Genomic DNA, 18,981 nt, shown 5'->3' with positions numbered 1-18,981 from the left:
CATCGGCAACAAGGCCCGGCCGCAGCACTTACCGAACGGCCTGAAAACCGATGGCCGCTCTCCGCCAGAGCCGGCAGTTATCGGTATAATCCCGCGCTTTACGGGTGCCAAGGCACCCTCAACGACTCCATCCAGGCACATATTCATGACCACCCAGGCCGCCGAAGTCGCCAAGCGCCGTACCTTCGCCATCATTTCCCACCCGGACGCCGGTAAGACCACCATCACCGAGAAGCTGCTGCTGATGGGCAAGGCCATCGAAGTGGCCGGCACCGTGAAGTCGCGTAAATCCGACCGCCATGCCACCTCCGACTGGATGGAGATGGAGAAGCAGCGCGGCATCTCCATCACCACCTCGGTGATGCAGTTCCCCTACCGCGAGCACATCATCAACCTGCTCGACACCCCCGGCCACGAAGACTTCTCCGAGGACACCTACCGCACCCTGACCGCAGTGGACAGCGCGCTGATGGTGCTCGACGGCGGTAAGGGCGTCGAGCCACGTACCATCGCCCTGATGGACGTCTGCCGCCTGCGCGACACGCCCATCGTCAGCTTCATCAACAAGCTCGACCGCGACATCCGCGACCCCATCGAGCTGCTCGACGAGATTGAGGCGGTGCTGAAGATCAAGGCGGCGCCCATCACCTGGCCGATTGGCTGCTACAAGGATTTCAAGGGCGTTTACCACCTGAGCGGCGACTACATCGTGGTTTACACCCCGGGCCATGGTCACGAGCGCACCGAAGCCAAGATCATCCAGAATCTGGATTCGGACGAAGCCCGCAACCACCTCGGCGACATGTACGAGCGCTTCGTCGAAGAGCTGGAACTGGTGCAGGGCGCCTGTCACGAGTTCGAGCCCGACGCCTTCCTCAAGGGCGCGATGACCCCGGTATTCTTCGGCACTGCACTGGGCAACTTCGGTGTCGACCATGTGCTCGACGCCGTGGTCGACTGGGCGCCGCGTCCGCTGCCGCGCGCCGCCAACGAGCGCAATGTGGAGCCGACCGAGGAGAAATTCTCCGGCTTCGTGTTCAAGATCCAGGCGAACATGGACCCGAAGCATAGGGACAGGATTGCCTTCATGCGTATCTGCTCGGGCAAGTACACCCAGGGCATGAAGATGCGCCACGCGCGCCTGGGCAAGGACGTGCGCGTTGGCGACGCGCTGACCTTCTTCTCCAGCGAGCGTGAGCACCTGGAAGAAGCCTACGCCGGCGACATCATCGGTCTGCACAACCACGGCACCATCCAGATTGGTGACACCTTCACCGAAGGCGAGAACCTGGGCTTCACCGGCATCCCGCACTTCGCCCCGGAACTGTTCCGTCGCGTGCGCCTGAAAGATCCGCTGAAATCCAAGCAGCTGCGCCAGGGCCTGCAGGAACTGGCCGAGGAAGGCGCCACCCAGGTGTTCTTCCCCGAACGCAACAACGACATCGTGCTCGGCGCCGTCGGTGTGCTGCAGTTCGACGTGGTCGCCAGCCGCCTGAAAGAGGAATACAAGGTCGAGTGCGCCTACGAGGCTATCAACGTCTGGTCGGCGCGCTGGATCGAATGCAGCGACGAGAAGAAGCTCAAGGAATTCAAGGACAAGGCCTACGAGAACCTCGCCATCGATGGCGGCGGTCACCTCACCTACCTGGCGCCGACCCGAGTCAACCTGAGCCTGATGGAAGAACGCTGGCAGGAAGTGAAATTCCGCGCGACGCGCGAGCATCACTAACCCATCGAACAAGGCCCGCTCTGCGGGCCTTGTGCTATCTACTCATCCTCCTCCAGCGTCCAGGCCACCAGAGAATCACCCAGGCGCGTACCGAACGAGCCGTGCCCGCCGGCCATTACCACCACATATTGATTGCCGGTCTTCTCCGACACGTAGCTGATAGGCGTGGCCTGGCCGCCGGCCGGCAGCCTGTCCTTCCATAACTCCTCGCCGGTGCGCATGTCGTAGGCGCGCAGGTAGTAGTCCAGCGTGCCACTGAGAAAGCCCAGACCACCAGCAGTGACCAATGGCCCGCCGAGGTTCGGCACGCCGACGGTCAGGGGAATGCCCAAGGGGGCACTGTCGCGGCTGGTGCCATTCTTGCGCTGCCAGACCTTGTCCATGCTGCGCAGGTCGACCGCCGTGACAGTGCCCCATGGCGGCGCCTGGCAAGGCAGGCCGAGGACCGAAAGAAACGGCTTCAGGCTGACCATGTAAGGCGCGCCACGATTGGGTTGCAGACCGGTTTCGCCACTGCCATAACGAACATCCTGCGCCTCCTCGCGTTTGACCAGACGCGACACGAACGCCAGGTAATTAGGCGCGCCGAAGAGAATCTGCCGCTGCGGATCGACCGCCACCGATGGCCAGTTGAACACGCCGACGTTGCCCGGGTAGATCAACGATCCCTGCTCCGATGGCGGAGTGAAGTCGCCCTCGTAACGCAGACGATGGAACTGAATGCGGCACATCAACTGGTCGAAGGGCGTACCGCCCCACATGTCGCGTTCGCTCAGCGGCTCGTCAGGGGCATAGCTGAGTTTTGATGCCGGCTGGGTCGGCGCGGTGAAGTCGCCCTCCACCGTACCCTGCGGCACGGCATGCTCGCTGACCGGCACGATGGGCTCACCGCTGCGCCGGTCAAGCACATAGAGATCGCCGCGCTTGGTCGGCTGGATGATCGCCGGCACCGGCCCATCAGCGCCTTCGATATCCACCAGCGTGGGCTGAGACGGCAGGTCGCGATCCCAGAGGTCATGATGCACGGTGCGAAATTCCCAACGCACCTTGCCGGTTTCCAGGTCCAGCGCCACCAGCGCCGCGGTGAAACGTTCGGCCTCGGCGCTGCGTTGCACGCCCCACTGATCCGGCGTCTGGTTGCCCATGGGGATGTACACCAGGCCCAGTGCCTCGTCCGCCGTGGCGATGGTCCAGGAGTTTGGCGTGCTGCGCACGTAGGTCTCACCGGCTGGCAGCGGCTCAGTGGCATCGGGACGCCCGGGGTCGAAGTTCCACACCAGCGCACCGGTGCGTACGTCGTAGGCACGGATCACCCCACCCGGCGAATCCACCGAGCCGTTGTCGGTCACCGAGCCGCCGACGATGACCAGTTTCTCGGTGACCACCGGCGGCGAGGTAGGCAGGTAGACACCCAGCGTGTCATCGCCCAGGCCAACCTTGAGGTCGACCATGCCGGCCTCGCCAAAGTCCTCGCACGGCTTGCCGTCATGCACATCAAGCGCGTACAGCGTGGCATCGTTAGTAGGCAGGAACAGTCGCTGGGTGCAGCGCGCCGTTGCCGCTGGTGAAGGCTCCGGCGCCGCGCCATCTCGGGCGGCAATCAGCGGGCCGCGATAGGCTGTCGCATCGTGGTAAGCCAGACCACGACAGGTCATGTGCTGGTAGTACTCGGCCTGACGGTTGATGGCCGGGTCGAAGCGCCAGCGCTCCTCGCCGGTGTCGGCATCCACCGCGATGGCGATGCTGTGCGGCGTGCAGATGAACAGGTTGTCACCGACCTTGAGCGGCGTCACCTGATTGGTAATCTCGCCGGGGTCGCCCTCACCGGGCAGATCCCCCGTGTGGAACTCCCAGGCTTTCTTCAGCCGCCCGACGTTGGCCGTGGTGATCTGCTCGGCACTGGCATAGCGCTCGCCACGCGACGAGCCGCCGTAGGCAGTCCATTCGCTGGCCGAACGACTGGCTGTCGACGCACCTGCAGCGGCCATGCGCGGCTCGTCGAAGCGGCCGGGCAGTCGATGGTAGTCCTGCGTCAATGAATAACCAGCCATGCTCGCTCCCAGCAGCAGGCCGATACCCAGCATCACGCTGGCACCGTCACGCCAGGGCTGCCCAGGCGCGATATGCCGGTTGATCCAGGGCAGCAGTAGCCACAGGCCGAGCACGCACCACAGGTCGATGCGCGGCGCTATCTGCCACCAATCGAAACCCACCTCGAAGACCGTCCAGGCCAGGCTCGCCAGCAGCACCAGGGCATACAGCCACAGCGCCGCGCGCTGACGGCGATGAATCAGCACGCCCACCAACAACAGGCCGAGGCCAGCCAGCAGGTAGTACCAGGAACCGCCCAGCCACAGCAGATAAGCGCCACCGAGCGCCAGCAGCGCGCCCAGAACGACTGTCGCCCAAACCGTAAGCTTGATGCGCAGGAGCTGCGCCTTGTTGTTGCCTGTCATTGCTCGCTCCCCGAAACGCTGCCCCCGGAGATCGGGGCCGTGCTTTGTGGATGCGAAGTGAGGGAGAGAGTTCAGCGATTCTGCGAGTAAGGCTGCACTTGCAAAGCCGTATGCTGGACATGTCGCCACCCAACGCTCTACAGAGTGTAGAAGAGCCGGCTGCTAATTGATCAACAGGTGGCCATCTTTAGCTGTGCAGGACAAGCGGAGCAGATCCGGTTGCGCCAATAGCCGCGTAGGGCGGATGCAACCCGCCACTGCCGACTGACTAACATGTAGGGTGTGCCGCGCGCACCGACACCTTTGCCCAGGTGCGCACGGCGCGCCCTACGGTATTCGGAATTGGCTTAGAGTTGCAGCAACGCACCTGCTTCGGAGCCGCCATGCCCCATCCCAATATCGTCATTCTCACCGGCGCCGGTATCTCCGCCGAGAGCGGCATCCGCACCTTCCGCGCCACTGACGGCCTCTGGGAAGACCACCGCATCGAAGAGGTGGCCACGCCCGAAGGCTTTGCCCGCGATCCGGCACTGGTACAGCGCTTCTATGACATGCGCCGCGCGCAGTTGCGCGATCCGGTCATCGCACCGAATGCCGGGCACCTGGCCCTGGCGGAACTGGAGGCTGCCTGGCAGGGCGAATTTCTGCTGGTCACGCAGAACGTCGACAACCTGCACGAACGCGCCGGCTCCAAACGCTTGCTGCACATGCACGGTGAGTTGCAGTCGATGCTGTGCAGCAATAGCCAGCAGCGTTTTCCGCTGCTGGACGACATGCCGGTCACGCAGTCATGCACCTGCTGCGGCCTGGTCGGCACCTTGCGCCCGGATATCGTCTGGTTCGGCGAGATGCCCTATCACATGGAGCGCATCTACGACGCGCTGGAGCAGTGCGAGCTGTTCGTCAGCATCGGCACCTCTGGCCATGTCTACCCGGCGGCGGGGTTCGTCGAGCAGGCGCGTCGTGCCGGCGCGCACACCTTGGAGATCAACCTGGAGCCCAGCCAGGGCCATTCGCTGTTCGCGGAAAAACGCTACGGCCCGGCCACCGAGCAATTGCCCCGCTGGGTGACAGAGCTGTTGGCGGGTTGAGAGGGAACGTAGGGCGGGTGCAACCCGCCAATTATCGAGCCGGCGGGTTGCACCCACCCTACGCTTATCAGTTGACGTCCCCTCTCCCCCGGCCCCTCTCCCGCAAGCGGGAGAGGGGAGACAAGCACCTACTGCGCAGCGTCCTGAACAGGCGCCACTGCCTCAGCCGGCACCTGTGGCTCCGGGCTGAACACCCCATTGCTCCAGGCGTAATACCCCACACCCAGCACGAGCAACAGCGCGATGAGCCAGGGCCACACTACCGGCTTGTTGGCATAAGGATCGCGCAATGCGCGGTCGCTACCCTTGGGTATTGTCGCCATTTGCGTGAGCGCGGTGCCGAAGGGAATGCTGATGCGTGCCTGAGCATTCACCGCCCAGCCGTTACCATCGAGAATCGGCCCCAGACTGCGGCGGCGCAGCTTGAACCAGGCCAGCAGCATGGCCGGCCCGGAGATGGCCAGCAGCACACAGATAAACAGCAATGGAATCTGCCACCAGACCAGCGACAGAATCCCCGTGACCACTGCCGCCAGCGCCGTGCCCAGGGCACCGACCGCCAGGCCGATGGCCGCGAAGATACCGGCGAACTTGGCGATGTCGAACGCCGGGGTAGGCGTGGCGGCTGGCGCTGCACCGGTTTCACCGACCTTGGCGGCGGTCTTGCTGACCATGTCGGCGTCGCGGCTGGCCGCAAGCTTCTGCACTTGATCGGAAACCAGCTTGGAAATGCGCCGATACGGTGACCAGAACGCCTCGCGAATACTGATCGCGTGCTGTACCACCTTGACCACCGTGGCATCCCAGTCGTTACCGTCGCGGTCGTAGAACAGTCCGTGGCGCCCCGCCTGCAAATCACCCTCGCTGCCGGCAGTCACCGCCACCACGATATTCAGGCTTTCCTTGCCGCGCACCGGCTCACCGCGACGGGTGCAAGCGCAGTAGAGCAGGAAGCAATCACTGGCCGCTGCCACCTTGGCGTGGGCTTCGACATTCTCGACCTCCACCACCAACTCGCAACTCTTGCCGTCGATATACAGAACCCCGGCCTGGAAAACGGCCTTCTCGTGACGCGAATAGAACGCCTGGAAAGAAACGAAGTTACGCAGCAGTTTGACCAAGCCATGACGCAGACGAATCAGCTTATCCAGTTCGACCAGCCCATCGGCCGCTTCGGCCACGGTCTTGTCCTCTTCCACCAGCGCCAGCAGGCGCGCTTCGGCACCCTGCTCCACCAGCTCGAGAATACGGCCGCGTTCGAGCACCTCGGCAATTGCCACTTTCGGCGTCTCGGCGCGCCAGGCCAGGTAGTTGCCGCACAATGCGACCAGATGCTGCCACTGCTCGCGCGACAGGCTGTCCTGCTCGCCATACACCGGCACCACCACACGTTGGCGGAATTCATCGACGGCATGCTGCCAGGCCGGGTTGAGCCCCTTGCTCAGCGGCAGCTCGTCACCGTGCTGCACCGTTGCCAGGGGCAGACCCGCGACCTCGCCAGCATCTGCCAGCGACAGCGATGCCAAACGCACCAGCTCCTCTTCCTTGGCATTCATCAAGGCGGCGGCACGCGGATCGAACTCGGCCATGGCCACGCGGGTGAAGTAATCGTCGATCTTGGCGCGCACGGCGCTCAGCGCTTCGACCGCCGCCACCGTGCCTTCACCGAATGCATCCAGCCCCTGTTCGGCAGCACGTGCGTGCCAGGCATGCAACTGGCGCGCCTGGTCGAAGAAAGCGGTGATCTGCTCGGCGCCGATGGCGGGCTCACCACTACGGTCGGTCTGCGCGCCCAGGCAGGCGATGATGTCAGTAATGGCGACCTTGAGCTCGGCATCCTCGGTCAGAGTCGCCGGCACCAGGCCGTCACCATTGGATTGATGGGGCGGGAACAACTTCGCCAGATCGGCAGTATCGGCCGGCGTCAGACTCTCGGCATCCGGCCGTCCAAGCACGCCCAGCAGGCGCCGAGCCGCCAACCCCAGGCGTGTGCCTACGGCGTCGTCGGTGAGCGACGACAACTGCAGCGGTCCCTCTTGGAACAGCACGGCCGGATCACGCAGGCGTGCCAGCGTCCAATCCACCACATCGAGAATTTCCGGAGCACGGATACGACCGTCCTGGTTCAGGTCGATGTATTGCAGCATGCGCCGGTCCAGTTCCAGGTTGTTCACCGGACAGGCCAGGCTGGCCCAGAGTTTCTGGTCCAGGCCGCGCAGGGCGGCGAGATCCGCCGGGGTTTCAAGTTGCACCTGATCGAAGCCACCGGCACGGAAGAAGCGCCAGCGATGCGCGAGAGCTTGGGTCATCGACGAAAGATCCTTTCTTTATGAGGGCGACTGCGCCACGAAGTCAGCGAGATCCGTCGCTGCGCATCGGCGCACGGACCATTCAACAGACTGCTACTTCCCGGGCGCCGTTCAACTCAGTGTAACCGAAGCAACGGAGCCTGCGTTTATTGCGCTCCAATCGCCAGCGGCTGCGCCTCGGACTGCTTGATCAGCGCATACAGCACGCCGGTGAGCAGGCTGCCGGCGACGATGGCCAGCAGGTACAACAGAGCATGGTTGATGGCGTTGGGAATCAGCAGCACGAACAGCCCGCCGTGCGGCGCCATCAGCTTGCAGCCGAAGTACATCGACAGTGCGCCGGTCAGCGCACCACCGGCAATGCTGGCCGGGATCACCCTTAGCGGGTCCTTCGCGGCGAAGGGAATCGCGCCCTCGGAGATGAAGCACAGCCCCAGCACCCCTGCCGCCTTGCCCGCCTGGCGCTCGCTCTGGGCGAACTTTCGCCGTGCCAGCACGGTGGCGATAGCCATGGCGATCGGCGGCACCATGCCGCCGGCCATGGTCGCAGCCATCGGCGCATAGCTGCTCGACGCCAGCAGACCGACCGAGAAAGCATAGGCCGCCTTGTTGATCGGCCCGCCGAGATCCACGCACATCATGCCGCCGAGCAATGCGCCAAGGAGGATGGCATTGGTGCTGCCCATGCTATCGAGGAACTGGGTGAGCGACCGCAACACATCAGCCACAGGACTGCCGACGATGTAGATCATCACCAGGCCGGTGATCAGGCTGGCCAGCAGCGGGATGATCAGAATCGGCTTGAGCGCCTCCAGGCTGTCCGGCAAGCGCACCCAGCGGGCAATGGCTTTAGCTGAATAGCCGGCGATAAAGCCAGCGACGATACCGCCGATAAAACCGGCGCCCAGCGAGCTGGCGAGCAACCCACCGATCATCCCTGGCGCCAACCCCGGACGGTCGGCAATGGAATAGGCGATATAGCCGGCCAGCACCGGCACCATCAGCTTAAATGCGGCGTCGCCACCGATCTGCATCAGCGCGGCGGCGAATGTGCCCTCCTGCTCATACGCCTTGATGCCGAAGACGAACGACAGGGCGATCAGCAGGCCGCCCGCCACCACCATCGGCAGCATGTAGGAAACACCGGTGAGCAAGTGCTTGTAAGGGCCAGATTTCTCGCCGCTGGCAGCATTGCCTTCGGCAGGCGCGGCTTCGCTCAACGGTCGCGCCTCGCTCAAGGCCTTTTCCAGCGTCTGCTGCGGCTGCTTTAGCGCCACCCCGGTGCCACAGCGATAAACCTTTTTGCCGGCAAAGCGGCTGGTATCCACTTCGATATCGGTGGCCAGCAGCACAGCATCGGCAGACGCAATGACGGCATCATCGAGCAGGTTGCGCGCACCGACTGAACCACGGGTTTCCACCTGCAGGTCCAGGCCCATACGCAGCGCCGCCTGCTGTAGCGCTTCGGCAGCCATAAAGGTGTGCGCCACCCCGGTCGGGCAAGCGGTGACCGCGACCAGGCGGCGACGGCCGCTGGGCACCGCCTCGGTGCTGTCAGCATGGGGCTGGGCGCGCTCGGCGGCGTCCTGCAGGAAACGCTGCGGGTCGGCCAGCGCCTCGGCCGGCGTGGCCTGCAGCAAGCGTTTGCCGGCAAAGCGGCTCAGCGGCAGCTCACCGGTCTTGACCACCAGCACCCAGTCGGCAGCGGCGATCTCGGCCTCGCTCAACGGCGAGCCAATCGCGCGCGTGTCATGCACCTCGACACGGGTTTGCCAGCCCAGGCGCTCGGCAGCGGCCTGCAGCAGGCGCGAACACAGCACGCTGGTGACCTGGCCATTGGGGCAGGCGGTGACGATCAGCAGATTCATGGTGGGTGCCTCTTATTCTTCTATGGAGTGCAATTGCACGGCCGCTTCGAAGCGGGCCAGTTGCTCGCGATCATGGATACCGAAGCCGATCTGGGTGACCGCTTGCGCCGCCACCGCCGTGGCCAGGCGCAACGTACGCTCGGCCGGCCAGCCTTCGAGCAGGCCGTGCAGGCTGGTCGCCAGCAGCGAGTCACCGGCACCGACCGTGCTGGCGACCTCGACACGCGGCGGTACGGCGCGCAGGGCAATGTACGGGCCGTGCCAGTCGACGCCGTCCGCACCACGTGACAGCAGCACATGCTCGATACCCTGCGCACGCAGTGTCTGCACGGCGGCAGACAGGTCACTGCCGCACACGTCGGCCAGTTCTTCTTCGTTGGGTTTGATCAGCCAGGGGGCGACGCCCAGGGCCGCTTGCAGGGCCGCGCCACTGCTATCGACCGCCAGCGGCACGCCGCTGGCCTTGATCCGCCGCAGCAGGCCGGCGAACCACTCAGGCGTCACACCACGCGGCAGGCTGCCGGCCACTACCACGGCGTCATACCCGGCCAGCAGCGGCTCCAGCTCGGCCTCAAGGCGTTGCAGATGCTCAGCCTCGACCTGTGGGCCAGGGCCGTTGAGGTCAGTGATACAGCCGTCGGCTTCGGCCAGCTTGATATTGCTGCGCGTCTCGCCCGGCACACGGACGAACAGGTCGTGAAACCCGCGCTTGTGCATCAGGCTCTCGAACGGCGCGGCATTGGCGCGGCCGAGAAAGCCGCCGACGCTCAGGCTGTGGCCAAGGTCGGCCAGCACCTGGGCGACGTTCAGGCCCTTGCCGGCGGCGTGACTGCGCAGCTCATGGCAGCGGTTGATCGCGCCGGGCTGCAGGCGGTCTAGACGCAGGGTCAGGTCCAGCGCCGGGTTCAAGGTCAGGGTCAGAATTCGGGCCATCAGTGCATCTCCGCCACCAGCGCACGCACGGCGCTGGCACTGTCCAGGGTCAGGGCGCGGTCAGCCAGGGTTCGCGCCTGGCGGCTGTCCAACTCGCGCACACGGGCCTTGACCAGGGCAATCGAGCGCGGCGTCACGCTCAGCTCGTCCACGCCCAGACCGACCAATAGCGGCACGGCCAGGCGGTCGCTGGCCAGCTCACCACAGACACCGACCCACTTGCCTTGAGCATGGGCTGCGGTCACGGTCATCTCGATCAGGCGCAGCACCGCCGGGTGCAGGCCATCGGCCTGTGCCGACAGCTGCGGATGGCCGCGGTCGACGGCCAGGCAGTACTGGGTCAGGTCATTGGTGCCGATGCTGAAAAAGTCCACCTCGCGCGCCAGCACCGGCGCCAACAGCGCGGCCGAGGGCACTTCGATCATGATGCCGACCTGCAGGTCGCGCACCTCGATCTCTTCGCGCAGGCGCTGCACCATGTCGCGCGCCGCACGCCACTCCTCCACCGAACCGACCATGGGGAACATGATCCGCAGCGGTCGGCCATCGGCCGAGGCGAGCAAGGCGCGCAGCTGGGTTTCGAGAATCTCCGGACGCTGCAGGCTCAGGCGAATGCCACGCACGCCAAGGAAAGGGTTCTCCTCAGCCGGCATCGGCCAGTACGGCAGCGGCTTGTCGCCGCCGACATCCAGCGTACGCACCACCAGCGGGCGCCCGGCGAGGGCATCGAGCACGCGCCGGTACTCGCGCTCCTGCGCGGCGTGATCCGGCGCCTGGGCATGCTCCATGAATACCAGCTCGGTGCGCAGTAGGCCCACCGCCTCCGCGCCCAGCTCCACGGCGTCGGCGGTTTCGCCGCTGGCACCGATATTGGCCGCCACTTCCACACGCACGCCATCGCGCGTCTGCGCATCGTTGAAGCGCGCGGCATGCGCCTGCTCGCGCCGCTGCTGCGCCGTCTCACGATCATGCAGCGCCTGGTCGCGCTCAGCTGCATCAGGGGCGATGCGCAGCAGGCCGCTGTCGCCATCGAGCAGCATCGGCGTGCCTTGCGCCAGCGCCAGCACGCCATCGCCGGCACCGACCACAGCGGGAATCCCCAGGGCGCGAGCAATGATCGCGCTGTGCGCGGTGGCGCCACCACGAGCGGTCAGGATGCCAGCCACGCGCTGGCGGTCGAGGCCAGCGACGTCCGACGGCACGACTTCAGCCATCACCAGGATGTACGGCTCGTTCGGCTCGCTGGGCAGCTCTACGCCACACAGATGCGCCAGCACACGGTTGCCGATATCACGCAGGTCAGCCGCTCGTTCGGCCAGCAGCGGGTCATGCAGCGCCTCCTGACGCTTGGCCGCGGCCTCGACCTCGACCTGCCAGGCCGCTTCGGCGCTCGCGCCCTTGGCCAGGCGGGCGTCGACGTCCTCGCGCAGCGCCGGGTCAGCGAGCATGGCCAGGTGGGCACTGAAGATTTCCCGAATGCTCGCCACGCCGGCGCCATCGACCAGGCGCTGAATCTGCGCAGAGACAGCCGCCAGAGCTGAATCCAGTCGCCCGCGTTCCTGCTCCACGCCCTGGCCCTGTTCGGCGAAATCAAAGGTCGGCGGCGTGCGCACCAATGCCGGGCCGATGGCGATACCGGGCGAAGCGCCGACTGCCAGCAAACGGCTTCCGGCGACAGGGGCGACGGCCTCAACCGGTTCCAGCTGCGCCGCGACCTCAGGCAGCGCTTCGCTCAGCGGCTCGACCGTTTCGCCCAAACCACTTTCCAGTGCGGCGCGAATGGCCGGCAGCGCGCAGTCGGCAATCGCCGGTTCGGCGCTGAATTCGAGCATCTGACCACGCCGCGCGCCCAGCGCCAGCAGGCGGCTGAGGCTCTTGGCCGAAACACCGGCGCCCGCGTCACCGAGCAAGCGCACGCGGATATCTCCGGCAAAACCCTGCGCCAGCTCGCTCAGCGCCTTGGCCGGACGCGCGTGCAGACCATGGGCATTGAGCAGCGGCACGCTGAGGCTGGGCCAGTCCGGCGGCACTTCACCACCCAACGCCTCGATCACCTGACGGCTGTCGCTGGCTTCACTGAACGCCGCCGCGCGGCCACCGATCAGCACATCGCACAGACGCTCCAGCGCCTGACGATGCGCCTCGCCCTGGCTGGCCAGGCAGAACAGGCCGCGCAACGCCTCACCGCGAAAGGTCAGCGGCTGTGCCGGGGTGACGAAGGCCAGCCCGGGCCGCTCGACGCTGGTCTCGCTGTGCAGCCACCACAGGCCATCGCCCAGCGGCAGCGGCTCGCCACGCGCCAGCCCGAGGGCGAAGCCACTGCGTGCGCAGCCAGCCTGGCGCAACAGGCGCGCGCCCTGCCAGAGCAATTCGTCGAAGTCTTCGGCGGGCTGCGCCAGCGCCACCAGTTGACCGTCCAGTGCCAGCGCCTGCGGTGCGCCCTGCAGCAGTTCGAGTATCTGCGCCGGCTCGCGGGCTTCACGCAGCGCCTGGCTCAGATCGCCCTCGCCCAGGGCGCGGGTCAGCAGTTGCAGCAAGTGCAGGTGTTCGTCGGATTGGGCGGCAATGGCGATGGCCAGGTACACCTGCTGGCCGTTGCCCCAGTCCACGCCCGCGGGGAACTGGATCAGGCTGACGCCGGTGCGCAGCACCTGATCGCGGGTCTGCGGCGTGCCATGGGGGATGGCGATGCCCTGGCCGAGAAAGGTCGAACCCTGGGCTTCGCGCGCCTGCAGGCCTTCGAGGTAAGCCGCAGTGGCCAGGCCGGCACTGGCCAGCGCATCGCCGAGCATGGCCAGGGCTTCGCCCTTGTTCGCCGCCGCCCGGCCCATCTGGATTTGGCTGGCATCGAGTTCGAGCATGGTGGTCTCCGGCTTGGATTCTTGTTCTGATTGAGAAGGGTGTTCACGGACTCGGCGCTCACTTACGCCACCCAAACACCTTCAAGACTAGCTGATGAATCGCACTACTGAAACGTTTCATCAAACGCTGGCACCTTATCCGATAATGGGTAATCCTTGAAGCCCAGTCGTCGTCGAGTCGGTGTAGACTCGCCGCGCTCGCACGCTCGAAATCCTTTCCCTGCATGGTGCTGCGCCCGTGAAACTCAGCGACATCGCCCGCCTGGCACAGGTCTCGGTGACCACCGCCAGCTACGTGATCAACGGTCAGGCCGAACGTCGGCGCATCAGCCCTGCGACCGTGGCCAGGGTCTTGGCCGTGGTCGAGGAGCATGGCTATCGCCCGGACCAGCAGGCCGCCAGCCTGCGCCGCGGGCAAAGCCGCTGCCTGGGTTTCATCCTGCCGGACCTGGAAAACCCCAGTTATGCGCGCCTGGCCAAGCTGCTCGAACAGAAGGCGCGCGCCGCCGGCTATCAGTTGCTGATCGCCAGTTCCGACGATGACCCGAGCAGCGAGCGGCAGTTGCTCGAGCTGTTCCGCTCACGCCGCTGCGAGGCGCTGATCGTCGCCAGCTGCCTGCCTGCGGACGATCCGCTGTATCCGGCCATCGTCGCCGCCGGCCTGCCGGTCGTGGCCGTGGACCGCGCGCTGTCGCCCACTCACATTCGCTCGGTGGTCAGCGATGACGAACAAGCCGGGCGCACCCTGACCGAAAGCCTGCTGACGCCTAGACCCCGGCATATCGCCCTGCTCGGCGCGCGCGCAGAACTGGTCATCAGCCAGGCGCGCGAACGCGGCTTCCGTTCGGCATTGAAAGGTTTCGACGGGCGCATCAGCGTCTACCAAGGCGAGTTATTCAGCCGCGCCTGCGGCTACCGACAGATGCAAACGCTGCTGGAGGAAGTCGGCTCGCCGGATGCGCTGCTGACCACCGCCTACGTGCTGCTCGAAGGGGTGTTCGATGCGCTACGTGAACAGAGCAGCGAGCAATGGCCTTCAGTGCGTCTGGCCACCTTCGGCGATACCCAGTTGCTGGATTTTCTGCCGCTGCGAGTCAATGCCATGAGCCAGCAGCACGAACGCATCGCCGAGCGCGTGCTGGCCTGGACACTGCGGGCGGTGGAACACAATGACTATCAGCCCGGCATCGAGGCCATCGGCCGCAGCTTCAAGGCCCGAGCCTGAATATTGGCCCTCGAGGCCGAGGCGGGTTGCACCCGCCCTACGCGCTGAGCGGATCACTGGCCACCCTGAATTTTCTGCAGCAGCGGCGCGCACTGGCTCGGCTCGTCGCCAGCGCTGGGTGCCACCAGCGCCAGCAGCCCAGCCGCCGGCGCCACCGCAACGCCCAGCGCTACCAGGCCAACACCACGCAGCGCCAGCGGCGTGGCCTGTACGCCTGGTGACGGCTCCTTGAACGTGCCGCGCACATACAGCGGCGAGCGCAGGGAAAAGATACGAAAGCCCTTGGTCGCGGGCGTGATGGTGAAGTTCAGCCGCTCGTTGGCGAAGTTGGCACTGCCGTCGACCTTGATCACCGCATTGTCGGTGTCGATGACGAACAGCCGCGTGCTCATCAGCCCCTGCTTGATGCCGAGATCCGCTGCCGCACAGTGGATCTTCACATCCTCGTCGCCGAACAGCCTGCCGACCAGGTAGTTACCAACGTTCAGCCCGGCGATTTCCATCAGCCCGCGACTCACCGCGCCATCGTTGATCAGCATCTTCAACTCGCCATCTGCGCTGCCGAGCAAAGCGGCCACCGAGTTGCCACGGCCGCTGATGCGCGCATCGCCGTTGAGCTCACCGAGGCTGGTCTGCATCGGCGCGAAGGTGGGGAAAAGCTGCTTAAGCTTGAGATCACGCGCGCGCAGACGCATCTGCCCCTGCAACGGGGTGGTCGCACCATTGAGGCGGATCTGCAAGTCGAGCACACCGCCGGCCATGCCGAAACGCAGTGGCTCCAGACTCAGCATGCCGTCATTGAGCACCACATGGGTGTCGAGATCGGTGATCGGTAATTGCTCACTGTGCACGATGCGCTTGCCGACGAAACGCACATCGGCGTCCATCGCGCGCCAGCGGTCGGTACGAAACTCGGAAACGGGTAGCGCCTTGTTCGCCGGCTGCACGTCCCGTTCGCCACGTTCGCGCTTGTCCGCACTGGAGTCAGCGCCGATCAGCGGCGCCAGGTCACTGAACAGCAGTTGGTTGGAGGTCAGCTGGCCGGACAGTTTCGGCCGTGGCTCGCGGGCCACAAACGTCAGGTCGCCACGGATATCGCTGTCACCGATCTGGCCGTTGAAGCCGAGGTAGCGAAAGATCGCCCCGTCGGCATCGTGCAGGTCGGCCTGCAAGCGACCGTCGGTGCTGTATGGCGGGGTATCCGGCAAGGTCACGCCGGTCAGCGGATACAGCTGACCGAGGCTGGCGCCGGACAGACGCAAGCGCAGATCCAGAGCCCCCAGGTTCTGCGGATCGGTCAGGCTGCCGGCCAGCACGATACGGGTCGCGCCAATGCGCAGATCGGCCTGCAACGGGAACGGCTGCGACGCGTCATGCAGCGCCAGCAGGCCACCGACCTTGCCGCTGCCGGTCAACGGCTGGCCACGGAAACTGCCCTTGGTCTGCCAGGCGAATGCGTAATCCTGGGCATTGCCATTGTTCTCGGCCAGACGCTCGGCCGCGCTCTTGCCGACGATATCGGCGAATGGGATCGGTTCGCCCAGCGGCTGGATAATCGCCTCCAGGCGGGTATTGCTGACCTTGTCGTCGACCTTCACCTGCCCCTTGTCGAAGCCAATCGTGCCGATATCCAACGTCCAGGGGCTGGGCTGCTTGCTGTCGTCCGCCTCCTCCTTGCCCAGATCGAACACCCAGTTCGCCCGGCCATCGGCCAGGCGCTGCAGATCGGCGACCGGCGCGCCGAGTTCGATACTGGGAATGCTCACCGTTTTCCACAGCAGCGGCAGGGGCGACAGGCGCAAACGCACGCTGTCGAGACTGACGAAGGTATCGCCCTGCGCCCAGTCCGGGTTGCCCAGGCGCAACTGCTCGGCAGCAAAATGGGGCCAGGGTAGCCAGGCGCTCAAACCCTGCTGACCGGCTTCACGCTGCCAGACCACGCGCAGATCGCCCTCGATGGCGAACGGTCGATTCAGGGCCGCAGAAACCTGTTCATTGATCAGCGGCCGCGCCCGATTCCAATCGAACAGCACCAGAAACAGCATCAACGCCGCCAGCAACAACAGGAAAACGGCGAACAATGCGCCTACAAACTTGCGTAAATGGCGCACCCAGCGACCTCCTTATTTCACTGCCCGAGTGAAACTCGTCCATATCCATACGACTGAAAAGATTCGCCAACGCTCCCTTGCCCTGGCGTGAAAGGGGAAAATAGCCGATTCTGAACGCCCGCTGGTGAGCTGACCGATGCGCCTGATCGACACCCACACCCACCTCGACTTCCCCGACTTCGACGCAGATCGCGACGAAGTGCTTACACGCAGCCGCGCACTGGGCGTGCAGCGCCTGGTGGTGCTCGGCGTCTACCGGGCCAACTGGCAGCGGCTATGGCAACTGGTCGAAGAAGATGAAAGCCTGTACGCAGCTTTCGGCCTGCATCCGGTCTATCTGGACGAACATCGTCCGCAGGATCTCCTTGAGCTGCGCGACTGGCTGAGCAAACTGGCTGGGCACCACAAATTGTGCGCCGTCGGTGAGTTCGGTCTGGACTATTATCTGGAACAGTTGGATCGACAGCGCCAGCAGGCGCTGTTCGAAGCGCAGCTACAACTTGCTGCCGACTTCGAACTGCCGGCGCTGCTGCACGTGCGCCGCGCCCATGCCGCGACCATCGCCACCCTCAAGCGCTTTCGTCTGGCGCGCGGCGGCATCATCCACGCCTTCGCCGGTAGCTACGAGGAGGCGCGCGAGTACATCAAGCTGGGTTTCCGCCTCGGTCTTGGTGGCGCCGCTACCTGGCCGCAAGCCAATCGACTGCGCAAGGTGGTGGCGCAGCTGCCACTGGAGGCCATCGTGCTGGAAACCGACTCGCCGGACATGGCCCCGGCCATGCACCCCAACCAGCGCAACAGCCCGGAATATCTGGCTGAAATCTGTGCCGAGCTGGCTGCGTTGCGCGATATGACGGCAGAGGAACTGGCCGCGGCCAGCAGCCGTAATGCGGATGAGTTGTTCGGCTGGGCATAGACCTCAGGCAAATCATCCTACATGACCATCTGTAGGAGCCCCGCCCCGGGGCGAATGTTTCCAGACCGTGTCGCCCATATTCGCGGCGGGGAGCCGCTCCGTGCCATCTGTGCTTCCGGTTGTTCTGGAACAACCTTCACCGTCACTCCCGCGAAGGCGGGAGCCCAGGAGCTACAGAGACTCTGGATTCCCGTCCTCCGACCTGGAACACTTCGAGGACAGGCTCTGCGCAGAAAAGGCGACTGGAGAGAGTCGCCCAAGCTCGCGGCGGGGCGCCGCTCCTACAGGGTCAGAGCAATGGCCAAGGGAAGCCTGTGGGAGGAGCGATCAGACGCGAAACGCGCCGATCAACTGCTTGAGACGCGTAACCAGCTCGCTCAGCTCGCGGCTGGCCTGCTCGGTCTGGCTGGCGCCGGCAGCGGTACGCTCCCCCGCATAGTTGATCTCGACGATATTCTGGTCGATGTCGTGCGCCACCGCCGTCTGCTGCTCGGCCGCCGCGGCGATCTGCTGGTTCTGATCGACGATCATGCCCACCGCGCCGAGGATGTTCTCCAAGGCCTGCTGCACCTTGGCCGACTGACTGACCGTGCCATCGGCCATCTGGTGACTGGCGTTCATCGCCTTCACCGCCGCCCCCACGCCACCTTGCAGCTTGGCGATCATCGCTTCGATCTCTTCGGTGGACTGCTGCGTACGCTTGGCCAGGTTGCGCACCTCATCAGCCACCACAGCGAAACCACGCCCCTGCTCGCCGGCCCGCGCCGCCTCGATGGCGGCGTTGAGCGCCAGCAGGTTGGTCTGCTCGGCGATGCCCTTGATTACGTCGAGTACCTGGCTGATCGCGGCGCTGTCACTGGCCAGCTGGTTGATTACCGCCACCGACTGGTCGATTTCTCCGGCAAGACGCTGGATCGCACCGACCTGCTGCTCGACCAATGCCCGGCCACTGACCGTCTCCTGATTCACGCTCTGCGCGCTACCCACCGCAGCGGCGGCACTACGCGCCACCTCCTGAGCAGTGGCAGACATCTGGTTCATCGCCGTTGCCACCTGCTCGATCTGTGCACGCTGACCGGCCACCGCCTGATTGCTCTCGCCCGAGACCAGTTCGACCCGGTCGGCCTGCCCACCGACCTCACCCACGGTATGGCCAACCCGCTCGATAAGATCATGAATACGCTGCACAGTCTGGTTGAAGACCTGGCCCAGCTCGCCGAGCTCATCACTACTCTGTGCCTGGAAGTTGACCGTCATGTCACCGGCGGCCACCTTGTCCATTACCCGGCCCAGATTCTTCAGGGTCGCCCGCGTGGAAACGTAGAAACCGCTGTAGAGATAGACGATCAGCAGAAACACCACTACCAGAGCCACGACCAACAACACCATCTGCGCACGGTTCTCGGTCAGACGCTCGCTTAGCTGGTTATCGAGGAAGGCCAGCAGGCCGTCGTTGAAGGCGTAGGTCTTGGCCATTTCCTG

11 protein-coding genes and 1 pseudogene are annotated in these 18,981 nt (G+C 65.1%); 4 read left to right on the top strand and 8 right to left on the bottom strand.

Going from position 1 to position 18,981, the window contains the following annotated elements; translation table 11 throughout:
- Positions 1-145 precede the first annotated feature (145 nt).
- Positions 146-1,729 carry a peptide chain release factor 3 gene (locus AAEQ75_RS12555; protein ID WP_343349135.1) on the top strand — a complete coding sequence of 528 codons (1,584 nt, stop codon included), beginning with the start codon at positions 146-148 and terminating at the stop codon, positions 1,727-1,729.
- A gap of 38 nt (positions 1,730-1,767) precedes the next feature.
- On the opposite strand, the gene AAEQ75_RS12550 is transcribed toward AAEQ75_RS12555, so the two are convergent.
- Entirely contained in the window at positions 1,768-4,185 is a 2,418-nt protein-coding gene (locus tag AAEQ75_RS12550; protein WP_343349134.1) for a membrane-bound PQQ-dependent dehydrogenase, glucose/quinate/shikimate family, read from the bottom strand.
- A 383-nt stretch (positions 4,186-4,568) separates the two neighbouring features.
- Here AAEQ75_RS12550 and cobB point away from each other — a divergent pair, with 383 nt between their 5' ends.
- Complete coding sequence (gene cobB / locus AAEQ75_RS12545) at positions 4,569-5,276, top strand: Sir2 family NAD+-dependent deacetylase (RefSeq protein WP_256835462.1); 708 nt, start codon at positions 4,569-4,571, stop codon at positions 5,274-5,276.
- 128 nt (positions 5,277-5,404) lie between these two features.
- Here the strand turns inward: cobB and AAEQ75_RS12540 are convergent, their stop codons facing one another.
- The 4 genes from AAEQ75_RS12540 to ptsP all read right to left on the bottom strand — a co-directional run bounded on the left by AAEQ75_RS12540 (position 5,405) and on the right by ptsP (position 13,247).
- Complete coding sequence (locus tag AAEQ75_RS12540; protein WP_343349132.1) at positions 5,405-7,585, bottom strand: hypothetical protein; 2,181 nt, start codon at positions 7,583-7,585, stop codon at positions 5,405-5,407.
- Positions 7,586-7,731: 146 nt separating this feature from the next.
- The gene (locus tag AAEQ75_RS12535; protein WP_343349130.1) at positions 7,732-9,453 is read right to left on the bottom strand and encodes a fructose-specific PTS transporter subunit EIIC; all 1,722 of its coding nucleotides are present in this window, start codon (positions 9,451-9,453) and stop codon (positions 7,732-7,734) included.
- Positions 9,454-9,465: 12 nt separating this feature from the next.
- Positions 9,466-10,386: a 1-phosphofructokinase gene (pfkB, locus tag AAEQ75_RS12530; RefSeq protein ID WP_343349128.1), complete on the bottom strand. Its 921-nt coding sequence runs from the start codon at positions 10,384-10,386 to the stop codon at positions 9,466-9,468.
- Positions 10,386-13,247, bottom strand: a complete 2,862-nt coding sequence (ptsP, locus tag AAEQ75_RS12525; RefSeq protein ID WP_343349126.1) for a phosphoenolpyruvate--protein phosphotransferase — start codon at positions 13,245-13,247, stop codon at positions 10,386-10,388. Before ptsP ends, pfkB begins: the two co-directional genes overlap by 1 nt.
- 238 nt (positions 13,248-13,485) lie before the next feature.
- Between ptsP and cra the strand changes: the two genes are divergently transcribed.
- Entirely contained in the window at positions 13,486-14,472 is a 987-nt protein-coding gene (gene cra, locus AAEQ75_RS12520) for a catabolite repressor/activator (protein WP_343349124.1), read from the top strand.
- A gap of 53 nt (positions 14,473-14,525) precedes the next feature.
- On the opposite strand, the gene AAEQ75_RS12515 is transcribed toward cra, so the two are convergent.
- The gene (locus tag AAEQ75_RS12515; RefSeq protein WP_343349122.1) at positions 14,526-16,583 is read right to left on the bottom strand and encodes an AsmA family protein; all 2,058 of its coding nucleotides are present in this window, start codon (positions 16,581-16,583) and stop codon (positions 14,526-14,528) included.
- A gap of 136 nt (positions 16,584-16,719) precedes the next feature.
- On the opposite strand from AAEQ75_RS12515, the gene AAEQ75_RS12510 reads away from it, so the two are divergent.
- Positions 16,720-17,499, top strand: a complete 780-nt coding sequence (locus AAEQ75_RS12510) for a TatD family hydrolase (protein ID WP_343349120.1) — start codon at positions 16,720-16,722, stop codon at positions 17,497-17,499.
- Positions 17,500-17,826: 327 nt separating this feature from the next.
- Here the strand turns inward: AAEQ75_RS12510 and AAEQ75_RS21990 are convergent, their stop codons facing one another.
- On the bottom strand, positions 17,827-18,531 hold the full coding sequence (locus AAEQ75_RS21990; RefSeq protein WP_371916932.1) for a methyl-accepting chemotaxis protein: 705 nt from the start codon (positions 18,529-18,531) through the stop codon (positions 17,827-17,829).
- A gap of 150 nt (positions 18,532-18,681) precedes the next feature.
- A pseudogene (locus tag AAEQ75_RS21985) lies at positions 18,682-18,888 on the bottom strand (HAMP domain-containing protein); the annotation flags it as partial.
- Between the last annotated feature and the right edge of the window lie 93 nt (positions 18,889-18,981).

This window comes from Pseudomonas sediminis (genome assembly GCF_039555755.1).
GTDB lineage: Bacteria > Pseudomonadota > Gammaproteobacteria > Pseudomonadales > Pseudomonadaceae > Aquipseudomonas > Aquipseudomonas mendocina_D.
Note: the sequence above shows the minus strand (reverse complement) of the source record. Positions and strands in the feature narration are given on the sequence as shown.